This is a genomic window from Pseudomonas sp. GW823-FHT02C02 (assembly GCF_058797635.1).
Genome location: NZ_JBXAJV010000013.1, coordinates 196,126 through 214,376, shown reverse-complemented (window position 1 = coordinate 214,376; position 18,251 = coordinate 196,126). Strand labels below are relative to the sequence as shown.

Genomic DNA, 18,251 nt, shown 5'->3' with positions numbered 1-18,251 from the left:
TCATCGGGGCTCAACCGTTCAGTTCGTGGGACAGCCGTATCTCACCAGATTTGGAAGTCTTTTTCAGAGTTTCCCTAGGTTATGCAAGGATTTCGAATGACGTACTGGTAAGGCGCTCGCCGTTCACCAGAATATGCACAGCATGAACGCCCAGATAATGCTTCCGAGTGGTGAGCTCCTTGATCTGCTGCCCACGACTAACCCGCTCAGTCGCCTTGCCAGCCAACGTCAACGCCTTCAGCTTGAACACCTTCGCCGAAGTGCTGCCATTGGCCTTCACATAATCAATCGCATAATCAATCACCAACCGCTGACTCTCCGCCACCGTGGATTTCACCGCAAACGACAACGTAATCTTCTCCCCCAACCGAATCACCGCCGGCTCCACCTTCACCTCAACAATCTCAACCTCAGCCTTCCCACTGGCCCCAATAATCGCCAACGCCCGCTGATTCCCCTGCTTAATCAAACTGCGCAACGCATGCTTGGCAATCCACGCTGTGTGCTTGTTCTCCAGCGACCACCCCTCAATCAAGTCCAACACCCACTCCGGATGGTCCTTGGTGATGTCATTCAGGTGATTGGCCACCGACTTGCGCACGTAAAGGCTGTCATCTGCCTTGAGGTTGTCGAGAATCGCCGCCGCCAACGTCGGGTCGCTCTGAATCTGCTCCAACCGAAACGACCATGGCAAACGCGGTCGACTGCCTTCGCTGGCCAGGCGCCGCACATGCTCGTTCTCATCCCGAGACCATGCCTGCATCAGCGCCAATGACCGTTGCAGATCGCTGCGCAGAAAATACCGGATCGCAAATTCTGCAGAGCCAAACGCGGTGAAGTATTTGAGCGCGTCCATCGATTGCTCGAAGTCATGCGTGCCATACATCGCCACGTAATGCGGCAGCGAGATGCTGACGAAGCCGCTGTTGAGGCGGGGGGCGAGGGCGCGTAGCACTTCGAGGGATTCGTCGTAATCCAGCGGCAGCACGGCGTGCAGGCATTCGCTGACGCGGGCCATGCGTTGCATGATCGACAGGTCGGCGAGGCCGTCGTTGGCCATTTTCAGGAAGGCTTTGGCGTTGAAGGCCGGGTAGACCGCCGTCATTTCGGTGGCGATGTGCTTGAGGCGTTCGGCGTTGAAGATTTCCTTCAGGGCCGGGGCAGGTTGTTCGGCGGCGGTCATGGTCGGGTCCGTTCGAGGGGGCCGGTCAGGTTATCGGGGTACTGATGAAAGCCTCAAGCTTTTCTGTCTGTGCGGCGAATTCCGTGATAGTGGCAGGCTCACGGGTCAAATCATTCCCCCGGGGGATCGACGTTCGCTGACGCTGACGATGGACGCTCGGGCCGGTTCGGGAGGGGAGTTGAGTGGGTCCATACGGACGGTGCCTGTGAAGTACGCTTCTGGGCCTTTTATCGAGGGTTGCGAGCCTGCGCGCTTGAGGATCATGATCCGGTTCTATTGATAAATGAACAGGAAATTTTATGGGCCTCACGCTCCACATACACTCTATGCATGTCCTGGAGTAAAGCGACCCATGGAAGCCAACCGATTGGGTGACATCGCTGCATTTGTCTGCGCCGTAAAGGCTGGAAGCTTTACCGCTGCGGCGGCTTCTCTTGGCCTGACCCGGTCGGCGGTGGGGAAAAGTATAGTTCGCCTGGAAAGCCGGATGGGCGCACGGCTTCTCAATCGCACGACGCGCAAACTGAGTCTGACTGACGAGGGGCAGGTCGCCTATGAGCGCTGGCGTCAGATTCTCGAAGATCTGGATGAAGTGGAAGCGACCATGGCCTTGCGTCGTGGGCGGCCCACCGGGACCTTTAAGCTCACGGCACCGCTGTCCTTTGGTCAGCGCCACATTCTGCCGATTCTGGATGCTTATCTGAAGCAGTGGCCTGAACTGCGGGCGGATGTCTGGTTTACCGATCGCTTTGTTGATCTGATCGAGGAGGGCATCGACATCGCCATACGAATTGGCATGCCCAAAGATGACTCTCAATTATTCACCCGTACCGTGGCTTGGCAGCAATTCGCGACGTGTGCATCGCCTGCTTATCTGGCCCAACGCGGCGTGCCGCAAACGCCCGCTGACCTTGTCGGGCATGACACCATCGCGTTGTTCAGTGGGGAGCGGCCGACCGTCTGGCGTTACCAGACACCTGCCGGCCTTCATCTCTACGAACAGCCAGGGCGACTGAACATCGACAGTTCAGAAGCCACGCGAGAAGCGGCGCTGGCAGGCATCGGCCTGATTCATCTGCCGACCTACATTACGGGTAACGACCTGCGCGATGGCACGTTAGTGGAAGTGTTGAAACCCTATCGCGCACCTCCTGATCCCATCAGAGTCGTCTACACCAGCAAGCGTCACCTGTCCCCCCGCGTTCGCAGGTTTATTGACCTGTTGATCGAGCGTTGGGAATCAGGCGTGCCTTGGGAAAAATAGCGGTATTGGGGACTCAGCGGACCGTGTAATGGGCGCGAACTGCTGTTTATCCAGTCTGGGGAATCAATAAATATGTCAGTCATCGTCACTCACGGGACTGCCATTATGACTACCGCCACCCACTTCTCGCCGCCAGCTCAACCGACCACGTTACCGACCGCCCATCCTTCGCTTGAGCGCCATCCCGGGTTTCAACGTTTGTTTAAACCGCAGGCGCTCACGATTGGCCTGATTTTGCCCCTCGAAACCCACCCGGGCAGACCGGCGCCGACCATGCGTGATCACGTGGAGATGGCGCAACGCGCCGAAGCGCTTGGCTTTGGTGCCTTATGGATGCGCGACATACCTTTCTACGACCCGGATTATGGTGATGTGGCGCAGATCTTTGAGCCGCTGGTCTACATCGGTTACCTGGCCGCCGCCACCCGCAGCATTGTCTTGGGCACCACGGGTATTGTGCTGCCGACCCGTGATCCGATGTATCTGGCCAAGCAAGCGACGTCCCTCGATCAACTCAGTGAAGGTCGACTGGTGTTGGGGCTGTCCTCGGGTGATCGATACAGTGATTACCCGATGCTGGGCATCGATTATGAATCCCGTGGCGATCGTTACCGTGATGCCTTTTCGGTGTTTCGAACCCTGATCGAGCAGAGCTTTCCGCGTTTCCGCTCCGAGCGATTCGGTGGCTCACACGGAAACCTGGACCTGGTGCCGAAAGCGCCGTATGGCCGCGTCCCGTCCATTGCTGTCGGCCAGGCGCAACAGAGCGTTGAATGGTTGGCTCAGCACCTTGATGGCTATCTTGCCGGCGTCCAAAGCCCGGAGCGGTTGGCAGCGTTGGGCGAGAGCTGGCACGCCGCCGTGCAGGAGGCGGAGAACCGCAACGCTTTCAAACCATTGGGCCTGGGCGGCTATTTCGACCTCAGCGACAACCCGGACCAGCCATTCCAGCGCATCCAGGGTGGCTTCCGGGCAGGGCGCAACGGCCTGCGCAATTACCTGGAGCACGCGCAATCTGCCGGTGTTTCGCACATCGCGCTCAACCCCAAGGTCAGCCGTCAACCCTATGGCGAAATCCTCGACGAACTCGGCGAGTACGTTCTGCCGTACTTCCCGTCACACGCCTGAGATCACGCGGAGGAATCACTCATGTCATCACTTTTCGACTCTTATGACCTCGCGGGTCAGGTGCTGCCCAATCGCATCGTCATGGCGCCGATGACCCGCGCTCGCGTCGAGGGCACCGTGCCGTCTGAAGACATGGCGACCTACTACGCCCAGCGCGCCGGAGCCGGCCTGATCATCAGTGAAAGCGCGCAGGTTTCTCCGCAGGGACGTGGCTACCTGTACACCCCGGGGATCCACAGCGCAGCGCAAATTGAAGGCTGGAAGCGCGTGACTGATGCGGTTCATCAAGCCGGGGGACGCATGTTCCTCCAGCTCTGGCATGTGGGGCGCGTCTCGCACTCTTCGCTGTTGGACGGACGCTCGCCTGTCGCGCCTGTGGCCATGCCCACCAGTCAAACGTTGGTGCATGCTTACGACAGCGACGGCAAGCCTGGGCAAGTTGCGGTGAGTGCGCCCGTGGCGTTGGATGCCGAGGGGATCCGGCAGGTCATTGCAGACTTTCGCCTGGCCTCGGCCAATGCCCTGTCGGCAGGTTTTGACGGCGTCGAAATTCACGCCGGCAACGGCTATCTGTTTGAACAGTTCATCAACGGCGGCTTCAACACACGTGAAGACCGCTACGGTGGTGCACCGATCGCGAATCGCCTGCGATTGCTGCTTGAGACGGTCGATGCGGTGAGTGCGCAGATCGGCAGTGCGAAGGTGGGTGTGCGCGTGTCGCCTTTTGCCCACTTGGCGGACCTGCACCCGTTCGATGGCGAAGAGGCCACCTGGCTCGCTCTGGCCGGAGCATTGTCCCAACGCCAGATTGCCTACTTGCATGCGAGCCATCTCGGCACGCCGGACTTTCAAAAAGACTTCCGCGCCGCTTACGACGGCACCTTGATGGTGTCGGGCGGGTTCACCCTTGAAACCGCGCAGCAGGCCATCGAAGAAGGATTAAGCGACCTGGTGGTGTTTGGCCGGCCGTTTATAGCCAACCCCGATCTGGTCAATCGCTTGCGCCATGGCTGGCCACTGGCCGAAGCGGGAAGGGAGGCTTACTACGGCGGGGGCGCGCATGGCTACATCGATTATCCCGCGTACTCGTCGCCAGTCGCAGAAAGTGCCTAGCGGACCCGTCGTGCAGCGCCGGGGCAGGCTGTTCGGCGGCGGTCATGGTCGGGGCCGTTCTAGGGGGCCGGTCAGGTTATCGGGGTACTGATGAAGGCCTCAAGCTTTTCCGCCTGCGCGGTGAATTCGGCGATGCGCGGGAAGCGTGAGGCGTCGACTTGGTCCGGTGTCACCAGGTTGGTGAAGCTCCAGGCGACGGCGAGGGTGATGCCGTCTTGTTCGATCAAGGCACCGTTTGCCAGAGGCTGTTTTTCCAGTTCGCGTTCAAGCGCTGAATAGGCTGCGGCGAGTTGCCCTTCGACGCGCTCGACCCAAGGCTGGTATTGAATTTCGGCGGGGCGCAGGTTGCGTTCGTAGTAAAGCTGAACGGACTTTTCGCACGCCGCCAACCCGAGCCCGATCAGGCGCCATGCGCGCAGTCGTTGCTTGAGGTCGTCGGGCATCAGGCTTTTGCCAGGGCCGGCGAGGGCTTCGAGGTAGTCGATGATCAGGGTCGAGTCGATCAACACTTCGCCGTCGTCCAGCACCAGGGTCGGCGCTTTGACCACGGGGTTGATCTGCTGGAAGTGCTCGAAGTGGCGGAACACGGAAACCGATTCGTGCTCCAGGTCGATGCCCAGGTGTCTGGCGGAAATAGCCACGCGCCGCACGTAGGGCGAATCCAGCATGCCGATCAGTTTCATTGAGCCGCTCCTTCAGGTGTCCATGTCGGGATGGACTACCTTAGCTGAGGTTCGGCGACCTGCAAACGGCCTTGGTTAATCTTCGAAACCGACTTGCTCGTGTATCTCGTCGACCTTCAATTCCAGTCGATAGGCCACGGCGATAAACAGCGCCTGGCACAGGCACAACGTCGCGCTCAACGAGCGAAAGGCGAACGAACTGCCTTCGTTGACCAGCAGCACGGTGTTGGCGCGTTTGGCCAGGGGCGAGAGGTTGCTGTCGGTGATGATCAGGGTTTTCGCCTGGTTGTGCTGGGCGATGCGCAGGCAGTGCTGGGTTTCCTTGCCGTAGGGCGTGAAGCTGATGGCGATGACCAGGTCATTGGCGCGCACGCTGCGCATCTGCTCGCGGTAGCTGCCGCCGAGGCCGGAGACCAGGTGGATGCGCTTGTTGGTGTGTTGCAGGTTGTAGACCAGGTAATCGGCCACCGCGAACGAGCGGCGCACGCCGACCACGTAGATGTTGTCGGCGTTGACCACCAGGTCCACGGCTTTGTCGAAGGCCTGGTCATCGAGTTCCAGCCCCAGCCGTTCGATGCCCGACAGGGTCGCGTCGATGCACTCGCGGGCGAGGTCGCCGCCGCTGGCTTTCTGCGATTTGTTGGCGATCATGCTGCGAATGCGCTGCTGGTAGTTCTGCACCGGCGTGGTTTTGTGCGTGTACGCCTCGCGGAACAGGGCCTGCATTTCGCTGAAACCGCTGAACCCGAAGCGCTGGGAGAACCGCACGATGGCCGACGGGTGCACTTCGCACTCGCGGGCGATGTCGCTGATGCGGTCGACCATGATCCGGTCGCTTTGCTGGCTCATGTAGCTGGCGATGCGTTTGAGCTGGCGCGGCAGGCTTTCGTATTCGTTGGTGATCAGCTGCAACAGACGCTCGGCATTGATCGGGGGGCTGGCGAGATCGCTGTCGGGCGTGCTCTCGGTCGTAGCCGGCTGATCGGTGCGGGACATAGGGAATCCTTCTGGCTTGTTCTTATAGGGCTGACTGGTGTGTCGGCCCCTGACAATAGGTTGGCTGTGCGCAGTCTACAGGGTAGGCCGGAATAAAATCTTGAGCTTGCGGCCGGCGTGCGGTTTGCTGAAACGATGCACTGTGTCTGGAATGCTTTTGTAGAAGTTTATTGGAAAAAATATTCCACGTAAAAATTATTTGGAATAATTATTGATTGTTCGGTCCCGGTCGTTTTAGTCTGCATCCCACCAAGAGCGTTCGGCGCCTCCATCGCCCCGAACGCAGGCTGATAAAAATAACAGGAGCCAGCATGGGCCAGACTCGTTTTGCCAGTGGGCGTCAATTGGATCTGATTTGCCTGGGGCGCCTTGGCGTCGACCTCTATGCGCAGCAAGTCGGAGCGCGGCTGGAAGATGTTTCAAGCTTCGCCAAATACCTTGGGGGATCGTCCGCCAACATTGCGTTCGGCACCGCTCGACTGGGCCTGAAATCGGCGATGTTGAGCCGGGTAGGGGACGACCACATGGGGCGGTTCCTCCTGGAATCCCTGGCGCGTGAAGGCTGTGACGTCAGCGGCGTCAAGGTCGATCCGGAACGCCTGACCGCCATGGTCCTGCTCGGTCTCAAGGACCGTGAAACCTTTCCTTTAGTCTTCTACCGCGAAAACTGCGCCGACATGGCGCTGCGGGCCGAGGACATCAGCGAAGCCTTTATTGCCTCCAGCAAAGCCTTGCTGATCACCGGCACCCATTTCTCCACCGACGGCGTCTATAAGGCGAGCATCCAGGCGCTGGATTACGCCGAGAAGCACAACGTCAAACGGGTGCTCGATATCGATTATCGCCCGGTGCTGTGGGGGCTGGCGGGCAAGGCGGACGGGGAAACCCGGTTTGTTGCCGATCAGAACGTCAGCCAGCATGTGCAGAAAATCCTGCCGCGTTTTGACCTGATTGTCGGCACTGAAGAAGAGTTTTTGATTGCGGGCGGTTCCGAGGATTTGCTCACGGCGTTGCGCAATGTTCGGCGTTTGAGCGACGCGACGCTGGTGGTCAAGCTCGGGCCGCAGGGTTGCACGGTGATTCACGGGGTGATTCCGGTGCGGCTTGAAGACGGGGCGATTTACCCCGGCGTCCGGGTGGAAGTGCTCAACGTGTTGGGGGCCGGCGATGCATTCATGTCGGGTTTCCTCAGCGGTTGGCTGGAAGACGCCAGCGATGAGCGCTGCTGCCAGTTGGCCAATGCTTGCGGCGGGCTGGTGGTGTCGCGCCATGCCTGCGCCCCGGCGATGCCGACCCGTGCCGAACTCGATTACCTGTTCAACAGCCCGGTGCCGATCACCCGGCCGGATCAGGACGAAGTGCTGCAGCGTCTGCATCAGGTCAGCGTGCCGCGCAAACAGTGGAAGCAGCTGTTCATTTTTGCCTTTGATCACCGTGGGCAACTGGTGGAGCTGGCGCACAAGGGCGGTCGCGACCTCAACGCCATCTGCGAACTCAAGCAACTCTTTATCAAAGCCGTGGAGCGGGTCGAAACGGATTTGCGCGAGCAAGGGATCGAGGCGGATGTCGGCTTGCTGGCCGATCAGCGTTTCGGCCAGGACTCGCTGAACGCCGCCACCGGTCGAGGCTGGTGGGTGGCGCGGCCGGTGGAAGTGCAGGGCTCGCGGCCGTTGGCCTTCGAACATGGGCGCTCGATCGGCAGCAACCTGATTGCCTGGCCGCAAGAGCAGATCATCAAGTGCCTGGTGCAATTTCATCCTGATGATGAGCCGTTGCTGCGCCTGGAACAGGAAGCGCAGATCAAGGGTTTGTATCAGGCGTCCCAGGTCAGCGGTCATGAACTGCTGCTGGAAATCATCCCGCCCAAGGATCATCCGTCGACCCATCCGGACGTGCTGTATCGCGCGCTGAAACGCCTCTACAACCTGGGGATTTACCCGGCGTGGTGGAAGATCGAAGCGCAGAGTGCCGAGGAGTGGAAGCAGCTTGATGAGTTGATTCAGGAACGAGATCCGTATTGCCGGGGCGTGGTGTTGCTGGGGCTGAATGCGCCGGCGGCGGCACTGGCCGAAGGGTTTCAGCAAGCGAGCCAGAGCCAGACCTGTCGCGGGTTCGCGGTGGGGAGGACGATCTTCCAGGAACCGAGCCGCGCGTGGCTGGCCGGTGAAATCGATGATGAGGCGCTGATTGCTCAGGTGCAGGGCACCTTCGTCGAACTCATCGACGCCTGGCGCACGGCCCGCGCCTGACGCGACACCGCGTTATCGTTCTTCGCGGGCAAGCCTCGCTCCTACGGGAAGCCGCGTTGATCTGTAGGAGCGAGGCTTGCCCGCGAAGTCGGCCTCAGACTCAACGGAAATTTAGAAAACAACAAAAAGGTGCAGCCATGCCCGCTATCCGAATTGGCATCAACCCGATCTCCTGGAGCAACGACGACTTGCCGTCCCTCGGTGGCGAGACGCCGTTGAGCACCGCGTTGAGCGAAGGCAAGGAGATCGGTTACGAAGGTTTTGAACTCAACGGCAAATTCCCCAAGGATGCCAAAGGCGTCGGTGACGTGCTGCGGCCTTACGATCTGGCGCTGGTGTCCGGTTGGTATTCCAGCCGTCTGGCGCGCCGTTCCGTGGCCGAAGAAATCGACGCCATTGGCAGTCACGTCGAGTTGCTGGCGAAGAACGGCGCCAAGGTGCTGGTTTACGGCGAAGTGGCGGACTCGATTCAGGGCCAGCGCATCCCCTTGGTTGAACGCCCGCGTTTCCACACCGAACAGGCCTGGCAGGAATACGCCGACAAGCTCACCGAACTGGCGCGTTTCACCCTGTCCCAAGGCGTGCGCCTGGCCTATCACCACCACATGGGCGCTTACGTCGAATCCCCGGCCGACATCGACAAGTTGATGGCGTTGACCGGCAGCGAAGTCGGTCTGCTGTTCGATTCGGGCCATTGCTACATGGGCGGCGGCGAGCCGTTGCACGTCTTGCGCAAACACATCGAACGCATCTGCCACGTGCATTTCAAGGACGTGCGCAAACCGGTGGTGCAACTGGCGCGCAACAACCTGTGGAGCTTTCCGGACTGCATCATCAACGGCACGTTCACCGTGCCCGGCGATGGCGACATCGACTTCGCCGCGCTGCTCGATGTGTTGCTGGCCAACGATTACCACGGCTGGCTGGTGGTCGAAGCTGAGCAAGACCCGGCCGTGGCGCCGAGTTACGTCTACGCGAAAAAAGGCTACGACACCTTGCGCGCGTTGCTCGACGAGAGGATTGCGCTATGAGCCTGCTGGTCAAAAGCAATGCCCGTGGCCGGACCATGGTCGAGTTGGGCAAAGGTGAACTGGAATACGTTGGCTTCGCCGCTTACCGCTTGAGCCTCGGCGAAACCTTGCCGGTGGCGGCGGGCGATAAAGAACTGTGCCTGGTGCTGCTCAGCGGCCGGGTCAGCATCAAGGGCGAAGCGCCGGGGCAGGGCGCCTTCGACTGGGGCAACCTCGGCGATCGCCAGTCGGTGTTCGAAGACAAATCACCCTTCGCCGCGTACTTGCCGCCCGGCAGTCAGGCGCAAGTGGTTGCGCTCAGCGATGTGCAGATCGCCGTCTGCGCCGCACCGGGCTCCGCCGAAAAGGGCCTCGGTCCACGGCTGATCAAACCCGACACCATGAAACGCAGCGTGCGCGGCAAGGGCGCCAACACCCGTTACGTCTGCGACATCCTGCCGGACACCGAGCCCGCCCATTCGCTGCTGGTGGTGGAAGTGCGCACGCCGTCGGGACACTCGTCGAGCTACCCGCCGCACAAGCACGACACCGACGATTTGCCGCACCAGAGCTTTCTTGAAGAAACCTATTACCACCAGATCAACCCGCCCCAGGGTTTCGTGTTCCAGCGCGTCTACACCGACGACCGCAGCATCGATCAAGCCATGGCCGTGGAAAACAGCGACCTCGTGGTCGTGCCCAAGGGCTATCACCCGGTCAGCGTGCCCTACGGCTACGAGTCGTATTACCTGAACGTGATGGCCGGCCCGAAACGGGTCTGGCAGTTCCACAACGATCCGCAGCACAGTTGGCTGCTTGATCTCTGATCTAAAAAGCCTGAATTCCACTATTCGAACGGAGAACAAGAACAATGAGCGACGCCCCGGTCATCGGCCATTACCTCGACGGTCACGTGCAAGACAGTGGCAGCGAGCGGTTCAGCAATGTCTTCAACCCGGCGACTGGCGAGGTGCAAGCGCGTGTCGGGCTGGCCAGCGCAAAGACCGTGGACGCCGCCGTTGCCTCGGCCCTGAAAGCATTCCCGGCCTGGTCCGAGCAATCGTCCTTGCGCCGTTCGCGGGTGATGTTCAAGTTCAAGGAATTGCTCGACCGTCATCACGACGAACTGGCCGAAATCATCAGCCGCGAACACGGCAAGGTGTTCTCCGACGCCAAGGGCGAAGTCACCCGTGGCATCGAAATCGTCGAATACGCCTGTGGCGCGCCGAGCCTGCTGAAAACCGAATTCAGTGACAACATCGGCGGCGGCATCGACAACTGGAACCTGCGCCAGCCGCTGGGCGTATGCGCCGGTGTCACGCCGTTCAACTTCCCGGTGATGGTGCCACTGTGGATGATCCCGCTGGCGCTGGTTACCGGTAACTGCTTCATTCTCAAACCCTCCGAACGCGACCCGTCCGCCAGTTTGCTGATGGCCCGTTTGCTGACCGAAGCCGGTTTGCCGGACGGCGTGTTCAACGTGGTTCAGGGCGACAAGACAGCGGTCGATGCGCTGCTGCAACACCCGAACATCGAGGCGATTTCCTTTGTCGGCTCGACGCCGATTGCCGAGTACATCCACCAGCAAGCCACCTCGCGCGGCAAGCGGGTGCAGGCGCTGGGCGGGGCGAAGAATCACATGATCGTCATGCCCGACGCGGATCTGGATCAGGCCGCAGACGCCTTGATCGGCGCGGCTTACGGCTCGGCCGGCGAGCGCTGCATGGCGATCTCGATTGCCGTGGCGGTGGGCGATGTTGCAGACCAACTGATTGCCAAACTGCTGCCGCGCATCGATCAACTCAAGGTCGGCAACGGCATGCAGGGCGACAGTGACATGGGGCCGTTGGTGACGGCCGAACACAAGGCCAAGGTCGAAGGCTTTATCGACCAGGGCGTGGCGCAAGGCGCGCAGCTGATTGTCGATGGTCGTGGGTTCAAGGTGCCGGGGGCGGAGAACGGCTTCTTCGTCGGCGCGACGTTGTTCGATCACGTCACTACCGAGATGAGCATTTACCAGCAAGAGATCTTCGGCCCGGTGCTGGGCATCGTCCGCGTCCCGGATTTCGCCAGCGCCGTGGCGTTGATCAACGCCCACGAATTCGGCAACGGCGTGTCATGTTTCACCAGCGACGGCGGCATCGCCCGAGCGTTTGCACGCACTATCAAGGTCGGCATGGTCGGCATCAACGTACCGATTCCGGTGCCCATGGCCTGGCACTCGTTTGGCGGCTGGAAACGCTCGCTGTTCGGCGACCATCACGCCTATGGCGAAGAAGGCATCCGTTTCTACAGCCGCTACAAAAGCGTGATGCAACGCTGGCCCGACAGCATCGCCAAGGGCCCTGAATTCAGCATGCCGACAGCCAAGTGATTCACCTGTGCGGAGAACAACAATAATGAGCAAACCCCTGCGTTTCGCCCTGAACCGTATGGTCGCCCCACGTTTGTCCCTGCCCGCGTTCATCGACCTGGCGGTGGCCCTCAAGGCTGACGCCATCGAGATTCGCAATGACCTCAAGGGTGTCGAGATAGAAGACGGCACCGCGCCCGAGCGCGTCCGTGAGTTGTGCGCGGCCCAAGGCATCAGCGTGCTGTCGATCAACGCGCTGTACCCGTTTGATGTGTGGAATGACGAGCGCCGGACGCTGGCCTTGAAACTGGCGGCTTATGCTCGTGATTGCGGCGCGCAGGGGGTGGTCATGTGCCCGCTGAATGATCGCGCGGATACTCGTAGCGAAGCCGAGCGCGCTTCAGGGTTGCGTACCGCCTTGAGTGAACTGGCGCCGATCCTGCGCGATCACGGCATTCTCGGTTTCATCGAGCCGTTGGGTTTCGAAGAATGCTCGCTGCGGCTTAAACGCACGGCGGTGGAAGCGATCAAGGTTGTCGGTGGGCTGGATGTGTTCCGGCTCGTCCACGACACCTTTCACCATCACCTGGCGTGTGAGCAGGAGTTTTTCCCCGAGCTGACCGGGCTGGTGCATATCTCCGGTGTCGAGGATGCCGAGGCGCCGTTGGCGACGATCCGCGACGACCATAGAGTGTTGGTGGGCGAGGGCGACATTCTTGGCAATGCCGCACAGATCGACACCTTGCTCAGCGGCGGTTACAGCGGCTACCTGTCATTCGAGCCGTTTGCCGACAGCGTCCATGGCCTGGCCAACATCGAGCAGGCCATTGGAGCAAGCATGAATCACCTACAAAAATCCCAAGGCTAATGAAGAACCCCTGTAGGAGTGAGCCTGCTCGCGATTGCGCAGTGTCAGGCAGCATCAATGTCGACGGACACTGCGCAATCGCGAGCAGGCTCACTCCTACAAGTTTTCTGCGTGTATTGAAGGATCAGTTATGACCACAACAAGACTGACCATGGCCCAGGCCCTGGTGAAATTCCTCGATAACCAGTACATCGAGGTCGACGGGGTCCAGAGCAAATTCGTCGCCGGGATCTTTACCATTTTCGGCCACGGCAACGTGCTGGGCCTGGGGCAAGCCCTGGAGCAGGACAGCGGTGACCTGATCGTTCATCAAGGCCGCAACGAACAAGGCATGGCCCACGCCGCCATCGGTTTCGCCAAGCAACACCTGCGGCGCAAAATCTACGCCTGTACCTCATCCGTCGGCCCAGGCGCTGCGAACATGCTGACCGCCGCCGCGACGGCCACCGCCAACCGCATTCCCTTGCTGCTGTTGCCCGGCGACGTCTACGCCTGCCGCCAGCCGGACCCGGTGTTGCAGCAAATCGAACAGTTCCACGACCTGAGCATCAGCACCAACGATGCGTTCAAGGCCGTGAGCAAATACTGGGACCGCATCAACCGTCCCGAGCAGTTGATGACCGCGGCGATCCACGCCATGCGGGTGCTCACCGACCCTGCCGAAACCGGCGCGGTGACCCTGGCCTTGCCGCAAGACGTGCAAGGCGAGGCCTACGACTATCCCGATTACTTCCTGCAAAAACGCGTGCACCGCATCGAACGTCGTCCGGCCACCGACGCGATGCTGGGTGATGCGCTGGCGCTGTTCAAAGGCAAGCGCAAACCGCTGATCATTTGCGGTGGCGGGGTCAAATACTCCGGGGCCAACGCGGCGTTACAGGCGTTTGCCGAGCGCTTCGACATTCCCTTCGCCGAAACCCAGGCCGGCAAGAGCGCGGTGGTGTCCAGCCATCCGCTGAACGTCGGCGGGATTGGCGAAACCGGGTGCCTGGCGGCGAACCTGTTGGCAAAAGACGCCGATCTGATCATCGGTATCGGCACCCGCTACAGCGATTTCACCACCGCGTCGAAATCCCTGTTCCAGCATCCGGACGTGCAGTTTCTCAACCTCAATATCAGTCCGTGCGATGCCCTGAAGCTGGATGGCGTGCAACTGCTCGCGGATGCGAAAACCGGTTTGCTGGCGCTGGCCGAAGCACTGGGCGATTACCGTTCCAGCTGGGGTGATCAACCGAATCAGGCCAAGGCTCAGTTGGATGAGGAGGTCGATCGTCTCTATCAGATCGAGTACCAGACTCAAGACTTCTCCCCGGAAATCAACGACCACATGGACCCGGCGGTCCTGCGCGAATTCATCGAACTGACCGGTTCCTGTCTGACCCAGAGCCGCGTGCTCGGCGTGCTCAACGAAACACTCGCTGATGACGCCGTGATCGTCGCCGCCGCCGGCAGTCTGCCCGGTGACTTGCAGCGCAGCTGGCGCAGCAAGGGCGTGAACACCTATCACGTCGAATACGGTTATTCGTGTATGGGTTACGAGGTCAACGCCGCACTGGGCGTGAAACTCGCCGAGCCGGAGCGCGAGGTCTATGCGCTGGTCGGCGACGGCTCTTACATGATGCTGCACTCGGAGCTGGCGACCTCGATCCAGGAGCGCCGCAAGATCAACGTGGTGCTGCTCGACAACATGACCTTCGGCTGCATCAACAACTTGCAGATGGGCAACGGCATGGACAGCTTCGGCACCGAGTTCCGTTTCCGCAACCCGGACACCGGCAAGCTCGATGGCGGTTTTGTGCCGGTGGATTTCGCCATGAGCGCTGCGGCCTATGGCTGCAAGACTTACAAAGTGAACACCGCTGACGAGCTGAAAGCCGCGCTGGCGGATGCGCGTTTGCAGACCGTGTCGACGCTGATCGACATCAAGGTCCTGCCCAAGACCATGATTCATGGCTACCTGTCGTGGTGGCGGGTCGGCGTGGCGCAAGTCTCCACCAGCGCCCGCACCAACGCGGTGGCCAAGACCCTCAATGAACGACTGGCCAAGGCCCGTCAGTACTGATTGCCCTGAATCGAACAATAAGGAGTCCTTACATGTCATTAAAGTTAGGCGTCATCGGCACCGGGGCCATCGGCCAGGACCACATCCGTCGTTGCAGCCAGACCTTGCTCAACAGCCAGGTGGTCGCCGTCACCGACATCAATTTGCAGCAAGCGGCCAAAGTCGTGTCCGACCTGAATCTGACCGCCGAGGTCTACCCCGACGGCCTGGCGCTGATCAACGCGCCAGAAGTCGAAGCGATCCTCGTCACCTCCTGGGGCCCGAGCCACGAAGCGTTTGTGCTGGCGGCGATTGCGGCGGGCAAACCAGTGTTCTGTGAAAAGCCCCTGGCCGTCACCGCCGAAGGCTGTCGCAACATCGTCGAGGCCGAAGTGGCCCACGGCAAGCGCCTGGTGCAGGTCGGTTTCATGCGGCCGTATGACGAAGGCTATCGCGCACTCAAATCGGTCATCGACAGCGGTCAGATCGGCGAACCGCTGATGCTCCATTGCGCGCACCGCAACCCGACCGTGGGCGAGAACTACAAGACCGACATGGCCATCACCGATACGCTGATCCACGAACTCGACGTGCTGCGCTGGTTGCTCGATGACGATTACGTGTCCGTGCAAGTGGTGTTCCCACGCAAGAGCAGCAAGGCCCTCGCGCATTTGAAAGACCCGCAGATTGTTTTGCTGGAAACCGCCAAGGGCACACGCATCGACGTCGAGGTGTTCGTCAATTGCCAGTACGGCTACGACATCCAGTGCGAAGTGGTGGGGGAGACCGGCATCGCCAAACTGCCGGAGCCTTCGCAGGTTCAACTGCGCAGTGGCGCGAAGTTGTCGAACGCGATTTTGATGGACTGGAAGGATCGCTTCATTGCGGCGTATGACGTTGAGTTGCAGGCGTTCATTGATGGCGTGCGAGCGGGGCAGGTCGGAGGCCCGTCAGCATGGGATGGCTTCGCTGCCGCCGTCGCAGCAGATGCCTGCATCGAAGCACAAAACAGCGGAGCGATCATCAAAGTCACACTCCCTGACCGCCCCCGTTTCTACGGTTGAGCACCGTCCCCTGTGGGAGCGAGCCTGCTCGCGATAGCGCCAGCACATTCAACATTAATGTCGGCTGACACTCCGCTATCGCGAGCAGGCTAGCTCCCACAGGGGGCGTGTATATCCGGCAGCTATTTATAAGGAGAACATTTTCATGCGCATCGGACTTGTCGGTTACGGCCATGGCGGCCGGTTTTTCCATGCTCCGCTGATCAGCAGCCTGCCGGCGGTTACGTTCGTGGGCGTGGTCACCCGTTCCCCGGAACGCCGACAATTGCTGGCGGCCGAATACCCCGGTGTACCGGCCTTCGACAGCATCGGCCAATTGGTCGAAGCCGGGATCGATGTGCTGGTGGTATCGACGCCGCTCAAGGGCCGACCGGCGCTGGTGCTCGACGGCATCGAACACGGCGTGGCGGTGGTTAGCGACAAGCCGTTTGCCGCCGATGCGCAGCAAGCGCAAACCCTGATCACCATGGCCGAGCGCCAGGGCGTGCGGCTCAGCGTCTACCAGAACCGTCGCTGGGACTCGGACTTCCTCACCGTGCGCAAACTCATCGAGTCCGGCGCTCTGGGCCGTGTCACCCGTTTCGATTCGCGGATCGAGCGTTACTCGCCGCAATCGGTGAACAACAGCAGTGGCGGCGGCTTCCTGCGCGATTTGGGCAGCCACCTGGTGGATCAGGCGTTACTGCTGTTCGGCCCGGTGAACCGGGTGTACGCCGAACTGGATTACCTGGAAAAAGACCAGGCCTTCGACAATGGCTTCTTTGTATCCCTGACCCACGCTAACGGAGTGATCTCGCACCTGGGCGGCAGTTGCCTGCAAAACACCCCTGGCCCGCGTTTTCGCGTGACCGGCACTCAAGGTTGTTACAGCGTCGATGGTCTGGACGGGCAGGAAGCTTCAGCGCTCGCCGGGCTATCGCCGAAATCCGAGGGTGAGCGCTGGGGCGGGGAAGAGCATCGCCGCTGGGGCTGGTTTGAACAGGGCGAAGTGCGTGAGCGGGTGCCGTCGGAACGCGGATGCTGGAATCAGTTCTATTTGCAGCTACAAACCGCGTTACAGAGCGGTGGCCCACTGCCTGTCGAAGCCCGTGATGCACTGGCGACCACCCGCGTTCTAGACGCTGCGCGCTTGAGTTTCGAACGGCGTCAGGTCGTGGAATTGAGCCCGTTTGAGAGCCATGGAACAAAATCAGGATAAAATTCTAAAATGAGTTGATATAGAAATAATATTCCAATAAAGTCATTTCCAGCGAACTGCCTCTCGCTCGTTTTCACAGCTTTTCCCGCTTGCCTGCTTACTGAAAATCGTCACGCCTCATCCATAAAACCAACAAGAATGTGGAGAAAGACTTTTCATGAAGACCAAGATCCGTTTTGCCTCACTGGCCTTGTCCCTGATGTTCGCCAGTGGCGCTGCACTCGCCGACATGAAGATCGGCGTCAGCATGTCCCAGTTCGATGACACCTGGCTGACCTACCTGCGCGAATCCATGGACAAGAAAGCCAAGTCCTACCCCGACGGCGTGCAGCTGCAATTCGAAGATGCGCGCAGCGACGTGGTCAAGCAGTTGAGCCAGGTCGAAAGCTTCATCAGCCAGAAAGTCGATGCCATCGTGGTCAACCCGGTGGACACCGCCGCCACCAAAAAAATCACCGAAGCCGCCGTCAAGGCCGGCATCCCGCTGGTCTACGTCAACCGTCGTCCCGATGACCTGAAACTGCCCAAAGGCGTGGTCACGGTGGCCTCCAACGACCTGGAAGCCGGTGAAATGCAGATGCAATACCTGGCCGACAAAATGGGCGGCAAGGGCGACATCGTGATTTTGCTGGGCGACCTCGCGAACAACTCCACCACCAACCGCACCAAGGGCGTGAAAGAGGTGCTGGCCAAATACCCGAACATCAAGATCGAGCAAGAACAGACCGGCACCTGGCTGCGGGATAAAGGCATGACCCTGGTCAACGACTGGCTGACCCAGGGCCGCAAGTTCGATGCAGTGGTGGCCAACAACGACGAAATGGCCATTGGTGCCGCGATGGCCCTGCAACAGGCCGGCGTCGACAAGGGCAGTGTGCTGATCGCGGGTGTCGACGGTACGCCGGACGGCTTGAACGCAATCAAGAAAGGCAGTCTGGCGGTCTCGGTGTTCCAGGATGCGAAAGGTCAGGCCGACGGCTCCATCGACACGGCAGTGAAAATGGCCAAAAACGAGCCGGTTGAACAGGCCGTGTGGGTGCCATACCGTTTGATCACGCCGCAAAACGTCGACACGTTCAAATAGCCCGTCCGCCCCATAAC

15 protein-coding genes are annotated in these 18,251 nt (G+C 60.4%); 12 read left to right on the top strand and 3 right to left on the bottom strand.

All coding sequences use genetic code 11. The features are described 5' to 3' along the window. Positions 1–79: 79 nt before the first annotated feature. Positions 80–1,183 (bottom strand): DNA alkylation repair protein, encoded by a 1,104-nt coding sequence (locus AC1ROI_RS22600; RefSeq protein WP_102595863.1) that lies wholly within the window; start codon positions 1,181–1,183, stop codon positions 80–82. Between the two features lie 352 nt (positions 1,184–1,535). Here AC1ROI_RS22600 and AC1ROI_RS22595 point away from each other — a divergent pair, with 352 nt between their 5' ends. The 3 genes from AC1ROI_RS22595 (at position 1,536) to AC1ROI_RS22585 (ending at position 4,688) form a co-directional block, all read left to right on the top strand. Further along, a complete protein-coding gene (locus tag AC1ROI_RS22595; RefSeq protein ID WP_102595862.1) occupies positions 1,536–2,447 on the top strand; it encodes a LysR family transcriptional regulator in 912 nt (303 codons plus the stop codon). A gap of 105 nt (positions 2,448–2,552) precedes the next feature. Beyond that, the gene (locus AC1ROI_RS22590) at positions 2,553–3,575 is read left to right on the top strand and encodes an LLM class oxidoreductase (RefSeq protein ID WP_256580186.1); all 1,023 of its coding nucleotides are present in this window, start codon (positions 2,553–2,555) and stop codon (positions 3,573–3,575) included. A 21-nt stretch (positions 3,576–3,596) separates the two neighbouring features. Then, the gene (locus tag AC1ROI_RS22585; RefSeq protein ID WP_102595860.1) at positions 3,597–4,688 is read left to right on the top strand and encodes an alkene reductase; all 1,092 of its coding nucleotides are present in this window, start codon (positions 3,597–3,599) and stop codon (positions 4,686–4,688) included. 71 nt (positions 4,689–4,759) lie between these two features. Here AC1ROI_RS22585 and AC1ROI_RS22580 read toward each other — a convergent pair whose 3' ends face one another. Both AC1ROI_RS22580 and AC1ROI_RS22575 read right to left on the bottom strand, forming a co-directional pair. After that, positions 4,760–5,371, bottom strand: a complete 612-nt coding sequence (locus tag AC1ROI_RS22580; protein WP_010459617.1) for a glutathione S-transferase — start codon at positions 5,369–5,371, stop codon at positions 4,760–4,762. 75 nt (positions 5,372–5,446) lie between these two features. After that, complete coding sequence (locus tag AC1ROI_RS22575; protein WP_077749729.1) at positions 5,447–6,367, bottom strand: MurR/RpiR family transcriptional regulator; 921 nt, start codon at positions 6,365–6,367, stop codon at positions 5,447–5,449. 311 nt (positions 6,368–6,678) lie between these two features. On the opposite strand from AC1ROI_RS22575, the gene AC1ROI_RS22570 reads away from it, so the two are divergent. From AC1ROI_RS22570 to AC1ROI_RS22530, 9 genes are all read left to right on the top strand, one after another. Next, positions 6,679–8,616, top strand: a complete 1,938-nt coding sequence (locus AC1ROI_RS22570; RefSeq protein ID WP_083376943.1) for a bifunctional 5-dehydro-2-deoxygluconokinase/5-dehydro-2-deoxyphosphogluconate aldolase — start codon at positions 6,679–6,681, stop codon at positions 8,614–8,616. Between the two features lie 137 nt (positions 8,617–8,753). Then, a complete protein-coding gene (gene iolE / locus AC1ROI_RS22565; RefSeq protein ID WP_077749727.1) occupies positions 8,754–9,647 on the top strand; it encodes a myo-inosose-2 dehydratase in 894 nt (297 codons plus the stop codon). After that, a complete protein-coding gene (gene iolB, locus AC1ROI_RS22560) occupies positions 9,644–10,453 on the top strand; it encodes a 5-deoxy-glucuronate isomerase (protein WP_102595415.1) in 810 nt (269 codons plus the stop codon). Before iolE ends, iolB begins: the two co-directional genes overlap by 4 nt. Before the next feature lie 44 nt (positions 10,454–10,497). Then, a complete protein-coding gene (locus AC1ROI_RS22555; protein ID WP_102595416.1) occupies positions 10,498–12,000 on the top strand; it encodes a CoA-acylating methylmalonate-semialdehyde dehydrogenase in 1,503 nt (500 codons plus the stop codon). Between the two features lie 25 nt (positions 12,001–12,025). Beyond that, positions 12,026–12,847: a TIM barrel protein gene (locus AC1ROI_RS22550; RefSeq protein ID WP_102599592.1), complete on the top strand. Its 822-nt coding sequence runs from the start codon at positions 12,026–12,028 to the stop codon at positions 12,845–12,847. A gap of 130 nt (positions 12,848–12,977) precedes the next feature. Continuing rightward, the gene (iolD, locus tag AC1ROI_RS22545) at positions 12,978–14,909 is read left to right on the top strand and encodes a 3D-(3,5/4)-trihydroxycyclohexane-1,2-dione acylhydrolase (decyclizing) (protein WP_102599593.1); all 1,932 of its coding nucleotides are present in this window, start codon (positions 12,978–12,980) and stop codon (positions 14,907–14,909) included. A 32-nt stretch (positions 14,910–14,941) separates the two neighbouring features. Then, positions 14,942–15,952, top strand: a complete 1,011-nt coding sequence (gene iolG / locus AC1ROI_RS22540) for a bifunctional inositol 2-dehydrogenase/D-chiro-inositol 1-dehydrogenase (protein ID WP_083376937.1) — start codon at positions 14,942–14,944, stop codon at positions 15,950–15,952. Between the two features lie 145 nt (positions 15,953–16,097). Next, positions 16,098–17,150, top strand: a complete 1,053-nt coding sequence (locus tag AC1ROI_RS22535) for a Gfo/Idh/MocA family protein (RefSeq protein ID WP_102595418.1) — start codon at positions 16,098–16,100, stop codon at positions 17,148–17,150. A 157-nt stretch (positions 17,151–17,307) separates the two neighbouring features. Next, positions 17,308–18,234, top strand: a complete 927-nt coding sequence (locus AC1ROI_RS22530; protein WP_010459630.1) for a sugar ABC transporter substrate-binding protein — start codon at positions 17,308–17,310, stop codon at positions 18,232–18,234. Positions 18,235–18,251: the final 17 nt, after the last annotated feature.

Coding starts and splice junctions, on each gene's coding strand:
- AC1ROI_RS22600 (WP_102595863.1), bottom strand. CDS start 1,183: ATGACCGCCGCCGAACAACCTGCCCCGGCCCTGAAGGAAATCTTCAAC.
- AC1ROI_RS22595 (WP_102595862.1), top strand. CDS start 1,536: ATGGAAGCCAACCGATTGGGTGACATCGCTGCATTTGTCTGCGCCGTA.
- AC1ROI_RS22590 (WP_256580186.1), top strand. CDS start 2,553: ATGACTACCGCCACCCACTTCTCGCCGCCAGCTCAACCGACCACGTTA.
- AC1ROI_RS22585 (WP_102595860.1), top strand. CDS start 3,597: ATGTCATCACTTTTCGACTCTTATGACCTCGCGGGTCAGGTGCTGCCC.
- AC1ROI_RS22580 (WP_010459617.1), bottom strand. CDS start 5,371: ATGAAACTGATCGGCATGCTGGATTCGCCCTACGTGCGGCGCGTGGCT.
- AC1ROI_RS22575 (WP_077749729.1), bottom strand. CDS start 6,367: ATGTCCCGCACCGATCAGCCGGCTACGACCGAGAGCACGCCCGACAGC.
- AC1ROI_RS22570 (WP_083376943.1), top strand. CDS start 6,679: ATGGGCCAGACTCGTTTTGCCAGTGGGCGTCAATTGGATCTGATTTGC.
- iolE (WP_077749727.1), top strand. CDS start 8,754: ATGCCCGCTATCCGAATTGGCATCAACCCGATCTCCTGGAGCAACGAC.
- iolB (WP_102595415.1), top strand. CDS start 9,644: ATGAGCCTGCTGGTCAAAAGCAATGCCCGTGGCCGGACCATGGTCGAG.
- AC1ROI_RS22555 (WP_102595416.1), top strand. CDS start 10,498: ATGAGCGACGCCCCGGTCATCGGCCATTACCTCGACGGTCACGTGCAA.
- AC1ROI_RS22550 (WP_102599592.1), top strand. CDS start 12,026: ATGAGCAAACCCCTGCGTTTCGCCCTGAACCGTATGGTCGCCCCACGT.
- iolD (WP_102599593.1), top strand. CDS start 12,978: ATGACCACAACAAGACTGACCATGGCCCAGGCCCTGGTGAAATTCCTC.
- iolG (WP_083376937.1), top strand. CDS start 14,942: ATGTCATTAAAGTTAGGCGTCATCGGCACCGGGGCCATCGGCCAGGAC.
- AC1ROI_RS22535 (WP_102595418.1), top strand. CDS start 16,098: ATGCGCATCGGACTTGTCGGTTACGGCCATGGCGGCCGGTTTTTCCAT.
- AC1ROI_RS22530 (WP_010459630.1), top strand. CDS start 17,308: ATGAAGACCAAGATCCGTTTTGCCTCACTGGCCTTGTCCCTGATGTTC.